Origin of the sequence: Haloarchaeobius amylolyticus (assembly GCF_026616195.1) — an archaeon.
GTDB lineage: Archaea > Halobacteriota > Halobacteria > Halobacteriales > Natrialbaceae > Haloarchaeobius > Haloarchaeobius amylolyticus.
In genome coordinates this window covers 663,933-682,462 of record NZ_JANHDH010000002.1, presented here as the reverse complement: position 1 = coordinate 682,462, position 18,530 = coordinate 663,933, and the positions used below count along the sequence as shown (strand labels likewise).

The following is an 18,530-nucleotide window of genomic DNA, read 5'->3' as shown; positions in this document are numbered from 1 at the left end:
GCCTGGAAGCCGCCGACGCAACTTCTTTCCGCGGTGGTTGCTTATCCGGCTGTATGACGTTCGACCCCAACGAGAGCCTCCCGCAGGAGGACGTCGACGAGCTGGTGCGCGAGACCATCGAGAACAACGAGGTCGTACTGTTCATGAAGGGCACGGAGATCATGCCCCAGTGTGGCTACTCCGACCGCGCGCTCGGGCTCATCCGCCAGTACCGGGACGACTACGAGACGGTGGACGTCCTCGAATCGCTCGAGGAGTTCCGGACCGCGCTCTCCGAACACTCCGGCTGGGAGACGATCCCCCAGACCTTCGTGAACGGGGAGTTCGTGGGTGGGAGCGACGTGCTCGCCGAACTGGACGAACGGGGCGAACTCGACGAAACGCTGAACGCCTGACGGGAAGCCGCAGTTTTCTGGATTCCCGGTTGAAATAAACAGCAGGTCATTTAAACTCTACGCCCCTATGTAGAGGCAAGCGGTTGGCTATTCGACGGCGCCGTGATACCCCCTTCACTATGTCAGCAGAAAACTCCGGCCAAGTATTCCGGTTGCATTCCACACTGGAACTGCCGCTCGAGACAGTTCGGGACTTCCTGAACAGCGACCCAGAAATGCCCGACGGTATCGAATCCGTCGACCTCACCCGACGAAACAACACCCTTATTCTCAAGGCAATCGCGTCCGACAACAGCCTGAGCAAGTACACGCCGACGGCGCAACTGAAGGCCAGCGTCACCGAGAACCGCGTGTACGAGGAGGACCCCGACGAGCGTCGTGGGCCGCGGTGGGGCGAGGAGGAAGAAGAGGAGATCCCCTCCGAGCTCGTCGAGTTCGCCGCGTTCAAGGGCGACCGCGAGACGGTGCTCCAGAACTCCCTGCTCCAGTACGAGATGTTCCAGGTCCTCTGTGACATCGCGCGCGAGGCCGAGAAAGGGACGTTGACGGCCATCACGGGCGTCGACGGGGAACTCGAGGCGACGCGCATCGTCGACGGCGAGGACCGCCCGGCGACCATCGAGGTCGTCGAGGGGCGCAACGAGAGCAAGGCGGCGAACAACGGCGTGAACTGGCGCGACAACAAGTTCATCAGCTGATTCTGACGGCAAACCGGACCGCCGGGTCTGGCTGGCTGGTTCGCCGCATCCCCAACCCACTTCTCCGTCCCGAGAGTAGCGTCTGCCAGTATGTCCGACCAGCCGCAGGTGACAGCAGACAGCGTGCCGCTCGCAGAAGACATGCCGATGCTCGGACTCGGGACCTGGCAGAACACGGACCCCGACCAGTGTGCCGAGAGCGTGGCGACCGCCCTGGAGATGGGCTACCGCCACATCGACACCGCACAGGCCTACGAGAACGAGGAGTACGTCGGCGAGGGCATCGCCCAGGCCGACGTCGACCGCGAGGACGTCTTCCTCGCGACGAAGGTCTGGATCAGCAACCTCGAACACGACGACGTCATCGAGACCGCGCGCGAGAGCCTCGACCGTCTCGGCGTCGACTACGTGGACCTGCTGTACGTCCACTGGCCGTCGCGGACCTACGACGCGCCCGAGACCCTCGCCGCGTTCGACGAGCTGTACGACGAGGGGCTCGTCCGCCACGTCGGCGTCTCGAACTTCGAACCCCGCCACCTCGACGAGGCGCGCGACCTGCTCGACGCGCCCGTCTTCGCCAACCAGGTCGAGTGCCACCCGCTGCTCCCGCAGGATACCCTGCGCGAGTACGCCGACGACAACGACCTGAACCTCGTCGCCTACTCGCCGCTGGCCCGCGGCGAGGTCTTCGACGTGCCCCAGATCCAGCAGGTCGCGGAGAAGCACGGCGTCTCCGAGGCGCAGGTCAGCCTCGCGTGGCTCCGCGAGAAGGGCGTCACCGCCATCCCGAAGGCGACCGGCGAGGCCCACATCCGCGACAACCTCGCGTCCGTCGCGCTCGAGCTCGACGACGAGGACGTCCAGGCCATCGACAGCATCGACCGCGAGGAACGCGTGGTCGACCCCGACTTCGCGCCCTGGTAGCGCCCGAGTCGCTGCCCACGGCCTCGCGCCACTGGCGCGAGACTCGCCCGCGACCCGAACAGTGAATTTCCCCCACGCGCTCCACCCTCGTATGAGCGACCTCATCGGCCACCTCCTCTCGTTCCGCAAGGCCATCGCGGTCATCGCCGGGCTCGGACTGTTGCTGCTGGCGCTGCTCTCGACGCTGGCGCTGAACGAGACGGGAACGCTCGTCGTGTACCTGCTGGTCGCGGGCGTGGTCATCCTCGGGAGCGTCCTGGCCATCTACCTGCGCATCGTCGCGAAGGAGAGCGCGCAGTTGCAGAACCCGCCGCCGGACTGGGAGCGCGACCGCGGGGAGTGACCGGAGAGACGACCTCAGTGGCCGTTCGTGATCTGGGTGTGCGCGCCGATGAGCGCGCCCGCGAGGTCGAGGTTGTCGAGGTGCGTGTTCTCGTCGATGATGGAGTCGCGGATGTCCGAGTCCTCGATGGTCGCGTTCGGGAAGATGACCGACCCGTCGATGTGGCTGTCGGCGATCTCCGCGCCGGCCATCACGTGGACGTTCTCGCCGAGGGTCGTGTCGTGGAGTTCGGCCGACTCGGCGACGTAGTTCTCCCCGCCGAGGTACCACGCGACCGCGTCGAGGTAGGAGTCCGGCGTGCCGATGTCGAACCACGCGCCCTCGAAGGTGAACGCGTAGGTCGACTCGCGGTTCTGGAGCCACTGGATGAACCAGCCGGGTTCGTCGGGGTTGTTGTCGCCCTGGAGGTACTCCTCCAGCAGGCCGACGGTGTCGCGGGTGAAGGCGTAGCAGGCGATGGAGACCAGCGTGCTCTTGGGGTCCTCGGGCTTCTCCTGGAAGTCGACGATGCGCTCGCCCTCGAGGTCGACGAGGCCGTAGGACTTCGCGAGTTCCTTCGAGCCCACGTCGTAGGCGGCGATGCACGGCGAGTCCTTCGCCTCGAAGAAGTCGACGAACTCGGAGACGTCGAAACTGATGAGATTGTCGCCAGCGATGACGAGGAGGTCCTCGTCGACACCCTCGCGGTCGACGAGCTGGGCGAGCGCGCCGATGACGCCGAACTTCTCGTCCTCCTCGGAGGTGTCCTCGATCGAGAGGGTCGGCTTCTCGAAGTCGGTCGTCGCGAGGTGCTCTTCGAACTCGGGCGCGAACTTCTCGTTCGTGCTCACGAACACCTCGTCGATGCGGTCGTCGTCCTCCAGTTCGGCGAATATCTGGTCGATGACGGTCGAGTCACCGACGGGGAGGAACATCTTGGGTCGGTGTTTCGTGATGGGCCACAGTCGGGTCGCGTACCCGCCAGCGAGAACGACGGCTTTCATTACTCGCGCGTTCTGCAGCCGTCATTAAGGTCTTTGTCTTTCATGTCGGCCAGTTTCGGGGTGTCCCGGCCGCCCGGCCGGCGCCGAATTCGAGACGCTCCCCCACGCTCGCGCCCAGATCTGTCGATATCTGGCCGCCGCCCCATCGGCACCAGACCTCCCTCACGCCGGGTGTATCACCGGGTCGACGTAGGTCCCGGGGGTCGGTGGGAACAAGAGATTTACCTGCGTGGGTCCGACTCACGCCCATGCGCCAGGCCGACGAGACCACCCGCCAGCGCATCACCGACAGACTCCGCGAGGGCGCGCTCACGCCGAGTGCGCTCGCCACGGAGTTCGACGTGACAGCCGGCACCGCGCTCCGCCACGTCGAGCACATCTCGCAGTCGCTCGAGAACACCGACGAGCAACTGCTCGTGGCGCCGCCGGAGTGTCGGGAGTGCGGGTTCACCGACTTCGACGACCTCCTGAACCGGCCCTCGCGCTGTCCCGAGTGCAAGAGCGAATCGCTTGAGGAGCCGGCGTTCGTCGTCGAGTGACGACCGTGGCGACCGGCCGCCTCAGGGCCCGTCGAAGCCGATACGACCGCCCGAGGAGAGGTCGATGTCGCTCGCCTTGCCCACGTGGTCGAACCGGTAGTCGTCGTCCGTGAGGTAGACGTCGCCGTCCTCGACCGTCACGTCGACCGGCTCCAGCACCGCGCCCTCGCAGGGGCCGTGGGTGCAGACCCCGTCGTCCTTGCGGAAGGTGGCGGCGTGTCTCGTACACACCAGTTCGTCGTCCCGGACCGTGCCGCCAGAGCCCTTGTCGAGGCGCACGTCGGTCCAGTGCTGACAGTAGTTCAGGAACGCCTGTACCGAACCGTCGCCGAGTCTGGTGAGGACGACCTCGCGCTCGTCGAACCCCTCCATCACCGTGAACAGGAAGGTCCCGTCCTCCGGGACCGCCTCGACCGTCGTCACGCGACTGTCCGCATCCATGCAGTGGCCGTTACGCGTGGACCGGTTTGAACGCACCGGTCGTGGCATCGGGTTCACGCAGGCTTTTGTCCCCGGCGTGAGGCGTGTCACCTATGCCCGACCTGCTCATCTACGGCTCCTACGGCTACACCGGCCGACTCGTCGCCCAGCAGGCCACCGTCGACGGCCTCGACCCCATCCTCGCTGGTCGGACCGCCGAGAAGGTCCACGACCAGGCCGAGGAACTCGGCTGTCGCTCGCGCGTCTTCGAGGCGACGAACCCCCGGACCGTCGCGGACTACCTCGAAGGCGTCGAGGTCGTCCTGAACTGCGCCGGCCCCTTCGCCCACACCGCCGACCCCATCGTCGAGGGCTGCATCCAGACCGGGACGCACTACCTCGACATCACCGGCGAGTGGCAGGTGTTCCAGAACATCGCCGCGCGCGACGAGGACGCCGACGCCGCGGGCGTCATGCTCCTCCCCGGCGTCGGCTTCGACGTCGTCCCCTCGGACTGCCTCGCGGCGCACCTCCACGACCGCCTGCCGAGCGCGACCGACCTCACGCTGGCACTCGGTGGCCTCGGCGGGATGTCCCGCGGGACCGCGATGACGATGGTCGAGAACATCGCCGAGGGCGGCGTCGTCAGGGAGGACGGCGAGATCGTCCACGTCCCGCAGGCCCACGACGACCGCGAGATAGAGTTCAGCTACGGCGAGCGCAGCGCGATGACCATCCCCTGGGGCGACGTGGTGACCGCCTACCACTCGACCGGCATCCCCAACATCCAGGTGTACTCCGAGACGCACCCGAAGACCATCGGCCGCCTCCGGAAGCTCCGGAAGCTCTCCCCTCTGCTCGGGGCCGGCCCCGCCCAGAAACTGCTGAAGTGGCTCGTCGACCGACGCGTCGAGGGCCCCGACGAGGAACAGCTCCGCGAGGGCCGCGGCGAGATCTGGGGCGAGGCGACCGACGGCCAGAAGACGGTCGTCTCGCGACTGGAGACTCCGAACGGCTACGCGCTGACCCGCGACACGGCGCTGCTCACCGCGAAGCGCGCCCTCGACGGGGACGTCGAGACCGGCTACCAGACCCCCTCGACGGCCTACGGGAGGGACCTCGTCCTCGAGATCGACGGGGTCGAGCGGGTCGACGTCGGCGGGACCTGACGAGGATTCACATAGGAAGCCGCGGCCAGCGTCGGCGTGCACTGAGCCGCCACGCCCGGTCCGCGGTTGCGCGACGCCCCCGCGCGTGGTCTCGAAATCGCGTCGCCTGTTCGCTATTCTGGGTCCTTCGAACCTTCGGCTCCCGACCCCGTGGGTGTCCCGGCTCCGGCCGCCAGTCGTTCACCATCGTAGTGGCGACGCTCGACGAGTGCCGCGAACTTGCTCCGGAGCAGGTCGGTGACGGGCCCACCACCCACGTCCAGCCCGTCGACCGTCGCCACCGGCCGGAGCTCCCACGTCGAGTTCGTCAGGAACGCCTCGTCGGCGGTCCGCACGTCCTCCAGCGCGTAGCGGTCCTGCCACACCGGGATACCCTCCTCGTCGGCGAGTTCGAGGACCACCTTCCGGGTGATGCCCGGCAGGAGCGGCAGCTCTGCACTCGGGGTGTGCAGGCCGTGGTCGTTGACGAAGAAGAGGTTGCTCGTCGCGCCCTCGCAGACGTTACCCTCCTGGTCGCGGAGCAGGGCCTCGTCGGCGTCCTCGACCAGCTCGTTCCGGGCGAGGATGCCGTTCAGGTAGTTGTGGGTCTTCGCGCCCGGTGGGAGCGCGTTCGCCGGCGGTTTGCGTGTCTTCGTCGTCTGGAGCGTGGCCGGCCCGTCCCAGACGGGCTCGCTTCCCTTCCCGCCCCGCGGGAGCGGTTTGACGATGACGACGACGGTCGGGTCGACCTCGGGTTTCGGTGCCAGCGTCCCCGGCTGGACACCGCGGGTCACCGAGAGCTTGACGTAGGCGTCGTCGAGGTCGTTCGCCGCGAGCGTCTCGTCGATGCGAGCGCGGAGTTCCCCGTCGGAGAACCCGTGTTCGAACCCGAGCGTCTCGCAGGAGCGGCGCAACCGGTCGGCGTGTGCCGCCCACTCGAACACGTCGCCGCCGTAGGCCCGCATCGTCTCGAACGCTGCATCGCCGTACTGGAACCCCCGGTCGCGGACGCTGACGCTCGCGTCCTCGGCCGGGACGAGTTCGCCGTCTACGTGGTATCGCATTGTTCGATGAAGGTCGCAACGAGTCGCTTGCCGACGCGCAGCGACAGGTGCGTGCCGGCTTCCGGTTCGCTCACGTCGCCCGTGAGGATGCTCTCCGGATGGAACTGCACGCCGACGTGGGGCTTCTCGCGGTGGCGGACCGCCATCAGCACGTCACGTTCGTCGTCGGTCGCGGCGGTCTCGACCAGCGTGTCGGGGAGGTCTGTCCGCTCGACCGCCAGCGAGTGATAGCGCCCGACGCGGATGCGGTCGGGCACGTCCGAGAAGATGCCCCGCCCGTCGTGGGTGATGACCGAGGGCTTGCCGTGGACCACGTCGGGGGCGTGGACCACGGGTGCACCGTTGGCCGCACAGAGCGCCTGGTGGCCCAGACAGACTCCGAGGGTCGGGTACGCGAGGTCGCGGAACACCGGGATGGAGACGCCCGCCTCGGCGGGGGTCCCGGGTCCCGGCGAGACGACGATGCCGTCGGGGTCGAGTGCCTCGACGTCGGCCACGTCGATGGCGTCGTTCCGCCGGACGACCACGCTGTCCGCCAGCTCGCCCACGTACTGGACGAGGTTGTAGACGAACGAGTCGTAGTTGTCGACGACGAGTATCTCAGTCATCGTCCGCCCCCTCGACGGTCAGGCCAGCCCGGTCGCCCAGTGCCTCGTCGACCGCCGTGACGAGGGCGCGAGCCTTGTCCAGTGTCTCCTCGTACTCGCGTTCCGGCACCGAATCGTGGACGATGCCGGCCCCGACGCGCAGGTGGTACTCCCCGCCGGTTCGGACGAGCGTCCGGATGACGATGTTGAGCGTCGCCCGGTCGTCGAACCCGAACAGGCCCATGCTGCCGGTGTAGGGACCGCGCCGGGTCGACTCCAGCTCGTCGATGATCTCCATCGTCCGCGGCTTCGGGGCACCCGTGATGGTGCCGCCGGGGAACACCGCCGCGATGGCGTCCGCGAGCGTCGCCTCCGCCCGGAGGTCGCCGGTCACGTTCGACACGAGGTGCATCACCTCGGAGTAGCGGTCGACGCGGCGGTACTCCGCCACCTCGACGCTCCCGTACTCGCACACCTTCCCGAGGTCGTTGCGCTCGAGGTCGACCAGCATCGCGTGCTCGGCGCGTTCCTTCTCGTCGCTGGTGAGGTCGGCCGCGAGGTCGTCGTCCTCCTCGGGGGTGTGCCCACGCGGGCGAGTCCCGGCGATGGGTTCGGTCCGGACGAACTCGCCGTCGCGGTCCAGCAGGAGTTCCGGGCTCGCGCTCACGAGGTCGACGCCGGGGAACTCGAACAGCCCCGAGTACGGCGCCGGGTTCACGGCCCGGAGCGCGTCGTAGGCGGCGACGGGGTGGACCGCGGCCGGGGCGACGAGGCGCTGGGAGACGTTCGCCTGGAAGGTGTCGCCGGCGTGGACGTACTCCTTCACTGCCCGGACCCTGTCGGCGTAGGCCTCGCGGCCGCAGTCGCTCTCGAAGGTCGCGTCGTTCTGGTCTTTCGGCGGCTCCCCGAACCCGGGGTCGCCGGTGGTCGCACGCGCCGCGAGGGCGAGGGCGTGCTCGCGACCGTGGTCGAACGCCGCCTCGGCGTCGTCGAACGCGTCCACGACCGGGCAGGCGGTGATCCTGAGCGTGGTCTCCTCGCCCTCCCGGGGGTCCTCCCAGGCGGCGATGCGGTCGTACACCCCGACCTGCAGGTGGGGGAGCTGTCGGTCGTCGACGGCCGAGTCGGGGAGCGATTCGAGTTCCCGGGCGACGTCGTAGGAGAGCCAGCCGATGGCCCCGCAGGGGTACGGCACGTCACAGTCGCCACGGGCGAGCGTCTCGCCGTCGAGGAGACCCTGCAATGCGGCCAGCGTCGCGGACTCGCGTGGGCCAGCATCGGTCGTCAGCGTCTCGGCGTCGGCCGAGACGGTCATGGCGTCGACGGGGTCGACCGCGAAGTAGCCCCAGCCGGGCTGCCCACCGGTGGTCTCGACGTAGGTGTTCCACTCGTCGCCGCGGGCCCGTCGATACGCGTCGAACGGGTCGTCCACGCGCACCCGGACCTCGACCGGGACGCGTGCCCCCGGCGGAGCGTCCGCCGCCGTCGAGGCGAACGCCTCGCGACTGGTCACGACGCGGGGGTCGGTCATGTCCTGCAGAAGGAGAACTGGACGTAACCGTGTTGCGGTTTCCGGCCTAGCGGCGGGCGCGAGCCCGCTTGACCCACTGCTCGATACGGGTCGCGGAGATGTCGGTCTGTTCGGCGACCTCGTCCGGGTCGGCGTCGGCGAGGTCGGCGACGGTCTCGATGCCGGCCCCGGCCAGCCGCTCGGCGTACGCCGGGCCGATGCCCTTGATGTCGTCGGTCGGTTCGGACGGTTCCTCGGGTTCGTCCTCGGCCGGTGCCGCTTCGGCCTCGGTGTCCTCCCCGGCGTCCGTGTCGGGTTCGGTGTCCGCCTCCGCGTCGGATACCGGTTCTGCCTCGGATTCGGTCTCGGGCTCCGGTTCCGCCTCGGACTCCGGTTCTGCCTCGGGTTCGGTGTCGGACTCCGGTTCTGCCTCGGGTTCGGTGTCGGACTCCGGTTCTGCCTCGGGTTCGGTGTCGGACTCCGGCTCCGCCTCGGACACCGGCTCCGCCTCGGGTTCCGCTTCCTCGACTGCGGGTTCGGTCGGTTCGTCGGCCGCCGCCTCGCCGGCGTCCGGCTCGGCTGGCTCGCTCGTCTCGGCCGGCTCGGCGGCTTCCGTCGCCGGCTCGGTGGACGATTCGGACTCGGCCGTGGTCTCGGCCGCTGCCTCTGCCGTCTCGGTACTCGTCGTCTCGTCCGCTGTCGAGGGCTCACGCCGCTCTTTCTCCACGGTGACACCGACGTCTCGCGAGGACCGTGGCTGGGAGTCGTCGTCCAGCCCCAGCAGCGACTTCAACTTCTTGAGCAGTGCCATTACAGGGGAGTATCGTGTGGCGGTACTTAAACCCGCTACCTGTCGCCTCGCAGGCCGGTTCGCAGCGCTTCGTTCATCTCGGCGATGGGGGCGTCGCGGCCGGTCCAGCGCTCGAACGCGATAGCTCCCTGATACAACAGCATCCAGGCGCCGTCGACCGTCGTCGCGCCGCGAGCCGCGGCCTCCTTCAGCAATCGCGTCTCCAGCGGGCTGTAGACCGCGTCGAGGACCACGAGGTCACCATGGAGCGCCTCGGCGGGAACCGGCGATTCGTTCGCTTCCATGCCGACGCTGGTCGCGTTGACGAGCACGTCCGCCTCCGGGACGAGGTCGGTGAGCGCGTCGAGGCCGTGGCCGCTGGCACCCGGTACGTCCGCGGCGAGGGCCGTCGCGCGCTCGACGGTCCGGTTCGCGACGTGGACGGTGCTGCCGGCGTCCGCCAGCGCGAAGGCCACCGCACGGCCGGCCCCGCCAGCCCCGACGACGACCGCTGTCGCGCCGTCGAGAGACGCATCGCCCTGTTCTTCGAGCGCACGGCGGGCCCCGTCGGCGTCGGTGTTGTGCCCGGTGGGCGTGTCGCCGGAGAAGTCGACAGTGTTCACCGCGCCGATGCGGGCCGCGAGGTCGTCCGGTTCGACCAGCGACAGCACGTCCTGCTTGAACGGGATGGTGACGTTCAGGCCGCTGATACCGAGTGCCTCGGCGCCCTCGACGGCGGTCGCGAGGTGCTCGGGAGCCGGCTCGAACGTCACGTAGCGGGCGTCCATGTCGTACACCTCGTAGGCCGCCTCGTGCATCGGTGGCGACAGCGAGTGTCCGACGGGGTTGCCGAGGAGTCCGAAGACCTGCATACGCGGTGGGGACGCGTCGGGCGGGCAAAAATCGTCCGCCGCCGGCAGCACTCGCTCAGCGCCGGGGGTGGACCACGAGGACCGGTTCGTCGACGAGCCGCAGGACGCGGTCGGCCGTACTCCCGAGGAACTGACCGGCGAGGCTCGACTCGCCCGTCGACGCGATGACCACGAGGTCCACGTCGTTCTCGTCGACGTAGGCCGCGATGCCCTCGCTCGGGATGCCCGAACGAGTTGCCAGCTCGAACTCGACGTCGGTCGCGGCCTCGGCGGCGTACTCGTCCGCGAGGTCCTCCAGCTCCGTCATGGCGTCCGCGAGGAGCCGCTCGACGTACTCCCTGTCGACGCCGCCGGCACTGAACGGCCCGGCCTCCATCGCCACGTCGACCACGGTGAGGAGGTGCAGTGCCGCACCGTACCGGTCCGCGAGGTCGGTCGCAGGTGCGACGGCCCGGCTCGCGGCCTTGCTCCCGTCGGTCGGCATGAGGATGGTCTCGAACTCCTCGACCTGCTCGTCGCTGGCCGGGACCGTCAGCACGTCGCGTTTCGCCGTCCTGAGGACGCGGTTGGTGACGCTCCCGAACAGCCGGTCCCGGATGCCGCTGTTCCCGTGCCGACCCATGACGACGAGGTCCGCGTCGAACCGGTCGGCGATGTCGACGATGGCGTGGGAGGGGCGGTCGACCACGACGTGTGCCTCGACGGGGACCCCGGCGTCGGCGCCGAGTTCCTCCACCTCGTCGAGGATGTCCCGTGCCGCCGCCTGGTCGAGTTCCTCGTGTGCTGCTGCGACGGCCGTGACCCGGGCCCCGTAGGTGTCCGCGAGTGCGACGCCCGCCTGGGCGGCCCGGGACGCACACTCGCTCCCGTCTACTGCGATGACGACTTGCTCGAACATGTCTCTCGGTGGAGGTTCGCCGAGTCGGTACAAAAATCGTGTGCAGTATTCTCCGGCGGCGGGAGCGCCACGGGTACCGGGGAACCGCCGCTCACGCGCGGTGCGACCGCCTGACACAAGGGGCTTCGTGAAACCACAAGCATTACCTACGAGATTGCGAACCGTTCAGACATGGTTACGAACCGGCTCCGGCATCCGCTGGCCGCCCTCGTCTTCGCCGCCCTGCTCACAGCGCCGTGGGTCGGCGTGATGGCGCTCGGTGGCCCGAAAACACTCGGTTTCTCTCCCCTGATGACAGTCGCGGTGAGTGGGCTCTCGGTCCTCGGTGCCTCCTTCATGCTCGCCTGGGGGGCGGAGACGGCAGAGAAGGACGTGCCACGCGCCTTCGCCATCGCCGTCCTCGCCGTCCTCGCGGTCGCACCCGAGTACGCGGTCGACGCCCTCTACGCCTTCGGCGCCGGTGACGGCGGGGCGACCGCCGAAGCCTGTGCCCAGTTCACCAAACAGCAGATCGAGAACGGTGCGACCCCGGTCGCCGCGGCCTGTCACGACGCGAACCTCGCGGTCGCGAACATGACCGGCGCGAACCGTATCCTCATCGGCCTCGGCTGGTCCGGCATCGCTCTCTTCACCGTCTACCGGGCCGGTTCCGCGAAGGACCCCTCCGTGACCGAGAAGGACGGCTTCCTCGCGAACACCGTCTCGCTGGACCGCGACCTCGGGCTCGAGATCGTCTTCCTGCTCGGCGCGACCCTCTTCGCGTTCCTCGTCCCGCTTCGCGGCGGCATCGGCATCGCCGACACCATCGTCCTCCTCGGCCTCTACATCGCCTACATCGCCATCATCGTCCGCGGAGACGTCGAAGAGCACGAGGAGCAGGTCGGTGTCCCGGCGTACCTCCAGCGACTCCCGTTCGCCTACCGGGCGCTCTCCTCTATCACCCTGTTCCTGTTCTCCGGGTTCATCATCTACACCGCGGTCCACCCGTTCGCCCACGGCCTCGAGGTCATCGGGAAGGACCTCGGCGTCCCACCGTTCTTCATGATACAGTGGATCGCCCCGCTGGCCTCCGAGTCGCCCGAACTCATCGTCGTCGCCTACCTCGTCAACAAGGCGCGGTCGACGGCCGGGTTCAACGCGCTCATCTCCTCGAAGCTCAACCAGTGGACCCTGCTCATCGGGACGCTGGCCATCGTCTACAGCTTCGCGCTCGGCGAGGTCGGCACGCTCCCGTTCGACTCGAAGCAGGCCGCCGAGATCTGGATCACGGCCGCCCAGAGCCTCTTCGCCATCGCCATCATCACGAACTTCGAGATCAGCGTCCGCGAGGCCGTCCTCCTGCTGGTCCTGTTCTCCACCCAGGTCATCGCCGAGTACGCCGTCATCCTGACGACCTCGGCAGCCGAGGCGACCGAACTCAGCATGGCCATCCTCTACGCCTACACCGTGGTCTACGTCGCCATCGCCGTCGTGATGTTCTGGCGGCGCCGCGCCGAACTCGCGCGGACCTTCCAGTGGACGGCGAACCGCGCGAAGGAGTCCATCGGCGGCGAGAGTCCGGTCGCCGACCACTCCGACTGACCGGCGCTCGCCGTCTCGCGACGACCCGATACCCACTTGTTCTCGCTTCGCCAACGCTGGCCCGTGATCGCGATAGTCGTCAGCCGAGCGGACGCCGCCTCCGAGCACATCGGGTCGCACCTGCGCGACCTGGCGGACTGGGAGACGACCGAGGACACGTCCCGCCCGGACGGCGCGGGTGGCGGGACCGTCTACCGGACCGACGGGTTCGCACTGCGCGAGTTCGACGCGTTGCACCTCGACATCGACGACGCCGCCGACGCGTTCGACGACCCCGAACTGCTCGTGTTCGCGTCGCGCCACTCCGGCGAGACGGGACCGTTGCTCACCGCCCACTTCACCGGGAACTTCGGCCCGGCGGAGTACGGCGGCGCGGACGACAGCCTCGCCGAGGCGTGCCCGAACGCGCAGGCGGCCCTGCTCTCGGCGTTCGAAGAGCACGCCCCGGCGGGCTACGAGGTCGGCATGGAGTGCACCCACCACGGGCCGAGCCGGGTCGGCGTCCCGTCGATGTTCGTCGAACTGGGTAGCGGCGAGGAGCAGTGGGAGGACCCCGCGGGCGCGAGAGCCGTCGCGCAGGCGATACTCGACATCGAGGGCGTCGCCCCGCACCGCGACCGAACCGTCGTCGGCTTCGGCGGCGGGCACTACGTCCCGCGGTTCGAGCGCGTCGTCCGCGACACCTCGTGGGCGGTCGGCCACATCGCGGCCGACTGGGGCCTCGACGCCATGGGCCACCCCGAGGAGCATCGCGACGTGCTGGCGCAGGCGTTCGAGCAGTCCGGCGCCGAGTACGCGCTGGTCGAGGGCGACCGACCCGCGCTCGAAGCCGTCGTAGAGGACCTCGGCTACCGGGTCGTCACCGAGACGTGGCTGCGGGCGGTCGACGGCCGCGACCTCGAGACGGTCGCCGCGCTGGAGGAGGCCATCTGCCCGGTCGCCGACGGCCTGCGATTCGGCACGGCAGCGACGACGGGCGACTGGGCGGTACGCGACCTCCCGTCGGCCCTGCTCGACGCGGCCCAGGGCACCGACCGCGAGGCCGTCCTCGCCGCCGCGGACGAGCACCTCGTCGCCTACGAGACAATCCAGAGCGGGAGCCGCGTCGATGGCCAGGGCGCAGTCACGCCCACGGGCTACGACGCGTTCGTCGACGCGCTGGTCGACGTGCTCGCGGAGAAGTACGACGAGGTCCGCCGCGAGGACGGCGAGGTCGTCGCGCGCTCGCAGGCGTTCGACCCCGCACTCGCCCACGAGGCGGGCGTCCCCGAGGGGCCGAAGTTCGGCAGACTCGCCGGCGGGCAGGCCGTCGAGATCGACGGCCGGACCATCGCCCCGGCGGACGTGTCGAGCGAGCGAACCGAGCGCTTCCCCGTCTGAATATAAAGGCGGGCACCCGACAGGGCGACGTTCCCGGAATCCCACACCTCACGTCGTGAGAGCCCAAACGTCTGACGGCCGTCGGACAGTGGGGGAAAGGTAATTAACCTCGATAAAATAATGGGTGCTAAGGATGGATTCGATCGTTGAAGACGCTATCGACGAGGCCGAAGGCGGGGCGCAGGAGCGAGAGCCCGCCCAGCGTTCCGGGGGCGCACCACAGGACGCAGAGCCCAAACGCACCGGCAAGATGACCGACGACGAGCTCGAGGACGTACTCCAGGAGCTCCAGACGAACATCACCGTGGTCGGCTGTGGTGGCGCGGGCGGGAACACCATCAACCGCATGCACGAGGAGGGCATCCACGGCGCGAAGCTCGTCGCCGCGAACACGGACGTCCAGCACCTCGTGGAGATCGAGGCCGACACGAAGATCCTGATGGGCGAGCAGAAGACCGGCGGGCGCGGTGCCGGGTCGCTCCCGCAGGTCGGCGAGGAGGCCGCCCTCGAATCGCAGGAGGAGATCTACGAGTCCATCGAGGGCTCGGACATGGTGTTCGTCACCGCCGGCCTCGGCGGTGGCACCGGCACCGGCTCCGCGCCGGTCGTCGCCAAGGCCGCCCGCGAGGCGGGCGCGCTCACCATCGCTATCGTCACGACGCCGTTCACCGCCGAGGGCGAGGTCCGCCGGACCAACGCCGAAGCCGGCCTCGAACGCCTGCGTGACGTGAGCGACACCGTCATCGTCGTCCCGAACGACCGCCTGCTCGACTCCGTCGGCAAACTGCCGGTCCGCCAGGCGTTCAAGGTCTCCGACGAGGTCCTCATGCGCTCGGTCAAGGGCATCACCGAACTCATCACCAAGCCCGGCCTCGTCAACCTCGACTTCGCCGACGTCCGCACCGTCATGGAACGTGGCGGCGTCGCGATGATCGGCCTCGGCGAGTCCGACTCCGACGCCAAGTCGACGGACTCCGTGAAGGCCGCGCTGCGCTCCCCACTGCTCGACGTGGACATCTCCGGTGCCTCCTCGGCGCTGGTCAACGTCACCGGCGGCTCCGACATGAGCATCGAGGAGGCCGAGGGCGTCGTCGAGGAGATCTACGACCGCATCGACCCCGACGCCCGCATCATCTGGGGGACCTCCATCGACGAGACCCTCGAGGGCAGCATGCGCACCATGATCGTCGTGACGGGCGTCGACTCGCCCCAGATCTACGGCAGCACCGGCGAGTCCCAGCCCCAGGAGGCCCAGCAGCCCCAGAACGTCCAGCAGGACATCGACTTCGTCGAGTAGTCGTACTCCCCGGGCGCTCGACCATCTCCATCGCCTTCTATCGTCTCTTCCCGCCTTCGAGCCCGCTCCAGTGACGACGCTTCTTGCACCGTCCGAGCCCGCCAGTTCGGCGGTTCCGACGGTGCCCCCGGCGATGACGAGCATCAATAGATAGAAAAGCACTGATGACAAAGCCCCGGCCATGGAAGTTCCCAAGGACCTCAACTCCTACGTCCGCGTGCTCAAGATGGCGAGCACACCGTCGTGGGACGAGTTCTCGCAAATCGCCAAGATCGCCGGGGCCGGCATCCTCTTCGTCGGCCTGATGGGCTTTCTCATCGCTCTCGTGATGCAGTTCGTACCCGCCTAACAATGCCGATATACGCAGTCAAGACCACGGCGAGCCAGGAGCGAACCGTCGCGGACATGATCATGAACCGCGAGGAGCCGACCATCCACGCCGCGCTCGCCCCCGATTCGCTGACGAGCTACGTGATGGTCGAGGCAGACGACCACAACATCATCGAGCGCGTGCTCGAGGACATCCCGCACGCCCGCAGCGTCATCCCCGGCGAGTCCGACATCTCCGAGGTGGAGCACTTCCTCTCCCCGAAGCCGGACGTCGAGGGCATCGCGGAGGGCGACATCGTCGAACTCATCGCCGGCCCGTTCAAGGGCGAGAAGGCGCAGGTCCAGCGCATCGACGAGGGCAAGGACCAGGTCACCGTCGAGCTGTACGAGGCGACCGTCCCGATTCCGGTCACCGTGCGCGGCGACCAGATCCGCGTGCTGGATTCGGAAGAACGGTAACCGTCGTACACGGGCGTCACGCCGATTCCGACGCAGAACAGAACAGGTTACGCAGGCGAGCCACCGAGACGCTCGACGACCGCCTGCAGGTCCGCGGTCTCCTCGACGAGGTCTTTTATCTCTTCGCGCTCTCTGACCTCCTCCGAGCTGGCGCCGTAGGCCCGGACGTACTCCGCGCGCGAGTGTTCGTTGAACGCGTGGCGGATCGCCAGGTAGCCGTCGGGGACGACCACGCCACAGACCTTGCACTCCTGGCGCTCGTGCTCGGTGCTCTGGTGGACGATGAGGTCTTCGACGCTCTCGTACGACGTGTCGCACTCTTCGATTCGGCATTCCCACGCCATCAGTTGCCGAAGCTACGGGAGTCGGCTATTTCATTGTTGTCCTGAGCCTGTCGGCCGGTCCGTCTTCGAGGCCCCCGGACCGGAAACGGAACCACTAAACTGGTCCTGACGATACCCCTGACTGTGAGCGACAGCGAGGGGTCCCGGGTGGACATGCACGTGAAGGTGCTCGACGAGCAGGTCGTCGAACGCGCCAAGGCCCGGGGACTCGACGTGCTGGTGTACGCACCGCACTTCGTCCGGTTGCCGGACATCCGCGAGCGAGCCCGCGAGTTCAGCGACGAGGAGTTGCTCGTCGTCCCGGGCCGCGAGATATTCACCGGCGACTGGCGCAACCGCCGGCACGTCCTCGCCATCGGGCTCGAGGACCCGGTGCCGGACTTCATCACGCTCGACGGCGCGATGGGCGAACTCGCCCGCCAGGGCGCCGCCGTCCTCGCGCCCCACCCCGAGTTCCTGAACGTCAGCCTCGGCCGCGGCGACCTGCGGACGTGGGCCGGCGAGATCGACGCCGTCGAGGCGTACAACCCGAAACTCCTCGGTCACTGGGCGGACCGCGCCCGCAGCATCGTCCGGCGCGACGACTGGGCGCCCTTCGGCTCCTCGTACGCGCACCTCCGCCGGTCCATCGGCGAGGTCTGGACGACGTTCGAGCGCCGCCTCGACTCGGAGGCCGAACTGGTCGACGCGCTCACCGAGGGTGCTGCACGGGAGGTCGGCCGCCAGCGCGGGGTCGGCCACCGGGCGCGCTGTCTGGCGGAGTTCGCCCACCTGGGCTACGAGAACTCCTGGTCGAAGATCGACCGCCTGTTCCTCTCGGGGACCGAACCGACCCACCCGCGACACATCGCGTACGAGGGCCGGTTCGACGACGTAGCGGTGTACTGACTGTTTCTGTGCCGGGTCGGGTCAGACCCCGAGCACGGCCAGCCCGATACCCTGGATGCCCTGTCCGAACTCCAGCGTCGCCCACGGAATCTGGTGGACGACGAGGTAGCAGACCGCGAGTTCGAACCCGGTGATGACGACCGTCATCAGGTCCGAGTGCTCGCTCTTGACGGCGACGCCGATGGGCAGGCCGAACTCCTTCGAGTAGGGGTAGAACAGCGCGATACCGCGCTTGCTGCCCATGACGTCGAGGACGTAGTGGGTGAGGACGCCGATCCAGACGTACTGGAGGTTCCCATCGAACACCATCGGGAAGGCGACGAAGAGGGCGAGGACTGGCAGGTTGTGCAACGTCTTGCGGTGCTTGCCGAACTCGGTGTCGACGTCGGGGAACAGCGCCCCGAGCGTGACCGGGAGGCCGACCTCGACGATCTTCACGAAGGTCGCTTCCGTCCCGGCCGGTTCGAGGACGTAGCCGAGGCCGATACTCAACAGCACCGCGTTCATCACGTGTCCTTTCTTGTTCACTGTGACTCCACCTCGTCGAGCACGTCGGAGAGTGCCTGCTCGACCGTCTTCTCCCTGACGGTCGCGCGGTCCCCGTCGAACTCGTAGCGCTCGACCGTGGTGTAGGAGGACTCGCTGCCCCACGGGCCGGCGTAGGCGATGCCGACGAACACGGTCCCGACCGGTGTCTCCTCGGTGCCGCCCGCGGGTCCGGCGACCCCGGTGGTCGAGACGCCCCAGGTCACGTCGGCGGTGTCGCGGACGCCCTGTGCCATCTGGCGGGCGACCGGCTCCGAGACCGCCCCCAGCGCGTCGAGGTCCTCGCGGTTCACGCCGAGCAACTGCTCTTTGGCGCCGTAGGCGTAGGTGACGAGCGACCGGTCGAAGTAGTCCGAGGCGCCCGGGACGTCGGTGATGCGGGCCCCGATGAGCCCCCCGGTGCAGGACTCCGCGGTCGCGAGCGTCTGCTCGCGCTCGCGGAGCGCGTCCCCGAGGCGTGCTGCGATATGTGGCATACCCGGAGGAAGGAGCGGGAGTGGTTTGAATGGCAGGGCTCCCGCGTCGGGTGGTCGT

The 18,530-nt window shown here is 68.5% G+C and carries 23 protein-coding genes; 12 read left to right on the top strand and 11 right to left on the bottom strand.

The genetic code is table 11. The features are described from left to right. The first annotated feature begins 53 nt into the window (after window positions 1–53). From NOV86_RS15810 to NOV86_RS15795, 4 genes are all read left to right on the top strand, one after another. The gene (locus tag NOV86_RS15810; RefSeq protein WP_267642579.1) at window positions 54–395 is read left to right on the top strand and encodes a glutaredoxin family protein; all 342 of its coding nucleotides are present in this window, start codon (window positions 54–56) and stop codon (window positions 393–395) included. A 119-nt stretch (window positions 396–514) separates the two neighbouring features. After that, window positions 515–1,093 carry a DUF7110 family protein gene (locus tag NOV86_RS15805; protein WP_267642578.1) on the top strand — a complete coding sequence of 193 codons (579 nt, stop codon included), beginning with the start codon at window positions 515–517 and terminating at the stop codon, window positions 1,091–1,093. 90 nt (window positions 1,094–1,183) lie between these two features. Continuing rightward, window positions 1,184–2,017 (top strand): aldo/keto reductase, encoded by an 834-nt coding sequence (locus NOV86_RS15800; RefSeq protein ID WP_267642577.1) that lies wholly within the window; start codon window positions 1,184–1,186, stop codon window positions 2,015–2,017. A gap of 91 nt (window positions 2,018–2,108) precedes the next feature. Further along, complete coding sequence (locus NOV86_RS15795) at window positions 2,109–2,360, top strand: hypothetical protein (protein ID WP_267642576.1); 252 nt, start codon at window positions 2,109–2,111, stop codon at window positions 2,358–2,360. A 14-nt stretch (window positions 2,361–2,374) separates the two neighbouring features. Here the strand turns inward: NOV86_RS15795 and NOV86_RS15790 are convergent, their stop codons facing one another. Next, complete coding sequence (locus NOV86_RS15790) at window positions 2,375–3,343, bottom strand: nucleotidyltransferase family protein (RefSeq protein WP_267642575.1); 969 nt, start codon at window positions 3,341–3,343, stop codon at window positions 2,375–2,377. A 248-nt stretch (window positions 3,344–3,591) separates the two neighbouring features. On the opposite strand from NOV86_RS15790, the gene NOV86_RS15785 reads away from it, so the two are divergent. Next, window positions 3,592–3,882, top strand: coding sequence for a transcriptional regulator (locus tag NOV86_RS15785; RefSeq protein ID WP_267642574.1), 291 nt, complete (start codon window positions 3,592–3,594; stop codon window positions 3,880–3,882). Between the two features lie 21 nt (window positions 3,883–3,903). On the opposite strand, the gene NOV86_RS15780 is transcribed toward NOV86_RS15785, so the two are convergent. Further along, complete coding sequence (locus NOV86_RS15780; protein WP_267642573.1) at window positions 3,904–4,323, bottom strand: Rieske (2Fe-2S) protein; 420 nt, start codon at window positions 4,321–4,323, stop codon at window positions 3,904–3,906. A 92-nt stretch (window positions 4,324–4,415) separates the two neighbouring features. Here NOV86_RS15780 and NOV86_RS15775 point away from each other — a divergent pair, with 92 nt between their 5' ends. Further along, window positions 4,416–5,471 carry a saccharopine dehydrogenase family protein gene (locus NOV86_RS15775; RefSeq protein WP_267642572.1) on the top strand — a complete coding sequence of 352 codons (1,056 nt, stop codon included), beginning with the start codon at window positions 4,416–4,418 and terminating at the stop codon, window positions 5,469–5,471. A gap of 113 nt (window positions 5,472–5,584) precedes the next feature. Here the strand turns inward: NOV86_RS15775 and NOV86_RS15770 are convergent, their stop codons facing one another. From NOV86_RS15770 to NOV86_RS15745, 6 genes are read right to left on the bottom strand one after another with little or no spacing between them, the layout of a single operon-like run. Next, window positions 5,585–6,514: an aminotransferase class IV gene (locus tag NOV86_RS15770; RefSeq protein ID WP_267642571.1), complete on the bottom strand. Its 930-nt coding sequence runs from the start codon at window positions 6,512–6,514 to the stop codon at window positions 5,585–5,587. Then, entirely contained in the window at window positions 6,499–7,122 is a 624-nt protein-coding gene (locus NOV86_RS15765) for an anthranilate synthase component II (RefSeq protein WP_267642570.1), read from the bottom strand. The genes NOV86_RS15770 and NOV86_RS15765 overlap by 16 nt, the downstream gene beginning before the upstream one ends. Beyond that, window positions 7,115–8,632 (bottom strand): aminodeoxychorismate synthase, component I, encoded by a 1,518-nt coding sequence (pabB, locus tag NOV86_RS15760; RefSeq protein ID WP_267642569.1) that lies wholly within the window; start codon window positions 8,630–8,632, stop codon window positions 7,115–7,117. The genes NOV86_RS15765 and pabB overlap by 8 nt, the downstream gene beginning before the upstream one ends. 46 nt (window positions 8,633–8,678) lie before the next feature. Next, window positions 8,679–9,422, bottom strand: coding sequence for a helix-hairpin-helix domain-containing protein (locus NOV86_RS15755; RefSeq protein ID WP_267642568.1), 744 nt, complete (start codon window positions 9,420–9,422; stop codon window positions 8,679–8,681). Between the two features lie 35 nt (window positions 9,423–9,457). After that, the gene (locus NOV86_RS15750) at window positions 9,458–10,273 is read right to left on the bottom strand and encodes a shikimate dehydrogenase (RefSeq protein ID WP_267642567.1); all 816 of its coding nucleotides are present in this window, start codon (window positions 10,271–10,273) and stop codon (window positions 9,458–9,460) included. 55 nt (window positions 10,274–10,328) lie between these two features. Then, window positions 10,329–11,171 carry a universal stress protein gene (locus NOV86_RS15745; RefSeq protein WP_267642566.1) on the bottom strand — a complete coding sequence of 281 codons (843 nt, stop codon included), beginning with the start codon at window positions 11,169–11,171 and terminating at the stop codon, window positions 10,329–10,331. Between the two features lie 171 nt (window positions 11,172–11,342). On the opposite strand from NOV86_RS15745, the gene NOV86_RS15740 reads away from it, so the two are divergent. The 5 genes from NOV86_RS15740 to NOV86_RS15720 all read left to right on the top strand — a co-directional run bounded on the left by NOV86_RS15740 (window position 11,343) and on the right by NOV86_RS15720 (window position 16,218). After that, complete coding sequence (locus NOV86_RS15740; RefSeq protein ID WP_267642565.1) at window positions 11,343–12,752, top strand: calcium:cation antiporter family protein; 1,410 nt, start codon at window positions 11,343–11,345, stop codon at window positions 12,750–12,752. Between the two features lie 63 nt (window positions 12,753–12,815). Continuing rightward, window positions 12,816–14,132 (top strand): D-aminoacyl-tRNA deacylase, encoded by a 1,317-nt coding sequence (locus tag NOV86_RS15735; protein WP_267642564.1) that lies wholly within the window; start codon window positions 12,816–12,818, stop codon window positions 14,130–14,132. A gap of 133 nt (window positions 14,133–14,265) precedes the next feature. Continuing rightward, the gene (gene ftsZ, locus NOV86_RS15730) at window positions 14,266–15,429 is read left to right on the top strand and encodes a cell division protein FtsZ (protein ID WP_267642563.1); all 1,164 of its coding nucleotides are present in this window, start codon (window positions 14,266–14,268) and stop codon (window positions 15,427–15,429) included. 181 nt (window positions 15,430–15,610) lie between these two features. After that, on the top strand, window positions 15,611–15,778 hold the full coding sequence (locus tag NOV86_RS15725; protein ID WP_267642562.1) for a protein translocase SEC61 complex subunit gamma: 168 nt from the start codon (window positions 15,611–15,613) through the stop codon (window positions 15,776–15,778). Between the two features lie 2 nt (window positions 15,779–15,780). Continuing rightward, window positions 15,781–16,218 carry a transcription elongation factor Spt5 gene (locus NOV86_RS15720; protein WP_267642561.1) on the top strand — a complete coding sequence of 146 codons (438 nt, stop codon included), beginning with the start codon at window positions 15,781–15,783 and terminating at the stop codon, window positions 16,216–16,218. A 47-nt stretch (window positions 16,219–16,265) separates the two neighbouring features. Here the strand turns inward: NOV86_RS15720 and NOV86_RS15715 are convergent, their stop codons facing one another. Then, complete coding sequence (locus NOV86_RS15715) at window positions 16,266–16,562, bottom strand: DUF7565 family protein (RefSeq protein ID WP_368408774.1); 297 nt, start codon at window positions 16,560–16,562, stop codon at window positions 16,266–16,268. Window positions 16,563–16,715: 153 nt separating this feature from the next. Here NOV86_RS15715 and NOV86_RS15710 point away from each other — a divergent pair, with 153 nt between their 5' ends. Further along, window positions 16,716–17,450, top strand: coding sequence for a PHP-associated domain-containing protein (locus tag NOV86_RS15710; RefSeq protein WP_303647813.1), 735 nt, complete (start codon window positions 16,716–16,718; stop codon window positions 17,448–17,450). Between the two features lie 21 nt (window positions 17,451–17,471). On the opposite strand, the gene NOV86_RS15705 is transcribed toward NOV86_RS15710, so the two are convergent. Further along, window positions 17,472–17,978 carry a metal-dependent hydrolase gene (locus NOV86_RS15705; protein WP_267642559.1) on the bottom strand — a complete coding sequence of 169 codons (507 nt, stop codon included), beginning with the start codon at window positions 17,976–17,978 and terminating at the stop codon, window positions 17,472–17,474. Continuing rightward, window positions 17,975–18,472, bottom strand: coding sequence for a CinA family protein (locus tag NOV86_RS15700; protein WP_267642558.1), 498 nt, complete (start codon window positions 18,470–18,472; stop codon window positions 17,975–17,977). The genes NOV86_RS15705 and NOV86_RS15700 overlap by 4 nt, the downstream gene beginning before the upstream one ends. Window positions 18,473–18,530 lie beyond the last annotated feature (58 nt).

Coding starts and splice junctions, on each gene's coding strand:
- NOV86_RS15810 (WP_267642579.1), top strand. CDS start 54: ATGACGTTCGACCCCAACGAGAGCCTCCCGCAGGAGGACGTCGACGAG.
- NOV86_RS15805 (WP_267642578.1), top strand. CDS start 515: ATGTCAGCAGAAAACTCCGGCCAAGTATTCCGGTTGCATTCCACACTG.
- NOV86_RS15800 (WP_267642577.1), top strand. CDS start 1,184: ATGTCCGACCAGCCGCAGGTGACAGCAGACAGCGTGCCGCTCGCAGAA.
- NOV86_RS15795 (WP_267642576.1), top strand. CDS start 2,109: ATGAGCGACCTCATCGGCCACCTCCTCTCGTTCCGCAAGGCCATCGCG.
- NOV86_RS15790 (WP_267642575.1), bottom strand. CDS start 3,343: ATGAAAGCCGTCGTTCTCGCTGGCGGGTACGCGACCCGACTGTGGCCC.
- NOV86_RS15785 (WP_267642574.1), top strand. CDS start 3,592: ATGCGCCAGGCCGACGAGACCACCCGCCAGCGCATCACCGACAGACTC.
- NOV86_RS15780 (WP_267642573.1), bottom strand. CDS start 4,323: ATGGATGCGGACAGTCGCGTGACGACGGTCGAGGCGGTCCCGGAGGAC.
- NOV86_RS15775 (WP_267642572.1), top strand. CDS start 4,416: ATGCCCGACCTGCTCATCTACGGCTCCTACGGCTACACCGGCCGACTC.
- NOV86_RS15770 (WP_267642571.1), bottom strand. CDS start 6,514: ATGCGATACCACGTAGACGGCGAACTCGTCCCGGCCGAGGACGCGAGC.
- NOV86_RS15765 (WP_267642570.1), bottom strand. CDS start 7,122: ATGACTGAGATACTCGTCGTCGACAACTACGACTCGTTCGTCTACAAC.
- pabB (WP_267642569.1), bottom strand. CDS start 8,632: ATGACCGACCCCCGCGTCGTGACCAGTCGCGAGGCGTTCGCCTCGACG.
- NOV86_RS15755 (WP_267642568.1), bottom strand. CDS start 9,422: ATGGCACTGCTCAAGAAGTTGAAGTCGCTGCTGGGGCTGGACGACGAC.
- NOV86_RS15750 (WP_267642567.1), bottom strand. CDS start 10,273: ATGCAGGTCTTCGGACTCCTCGGCAACCCCGTCGGACACTCGCTGTCG.
- NOV86_RS15745 (WP_267642566.1), bottom strand. CDS start 11,171: ATGTTCGAGCAAGTCGTCATCGCAGTAGACGGGAGCGAGTGTGCGTCC.
- NOV86_RS15740 (WP_267642565.1), top strand. CDS start 11,343: ATGGTTACGAACCGGCTCCGGCATCCGCTGGCCGCCCTCGTCTTCGCC.
- ftsZ (WP_267642563.1), top strand. CDS start 14,266: ATGGATTCGATCGTTGAAGACGCTATCGACGAGGCCGAAGGCGGGGCG.
- NOV86_RS15725 (WP_267642562.1), top strand. CDS start 15,611: ATGGAAGTTCCCAAGGACCTCAACTCCTACGTCCGCGTGCTCAAGATG.
- NOV86_RS15720 (WP_267642561.1), top strand. CDS start 15,781: ATGCCGATATACGCAGTCAAGACCACGGCGAGCCAGGAGCGAACCGTC.
- NOV86_RS15715 (WP_368408774.1), bottom strand. CDS start 16,562: ATGGCGTGGGAATGCCGAATCGAAGAGTGCGACACGTCGTACGAGAGC.
- NOV86_RS15710 (WP_303647813.1), top strand. CDS start 16,716: ATGCACGTGAAGGTGCTCGACGAGCAGGTCGTCGAACGCGCCAAGGCC.
- NOV86_RS15700 (WP_267642558.1), bottom strand. CDS start 18,472: ATGCCACATATCGCAGCACGCCTCGGGGACGCGCTCCGCGAGCGCGAG.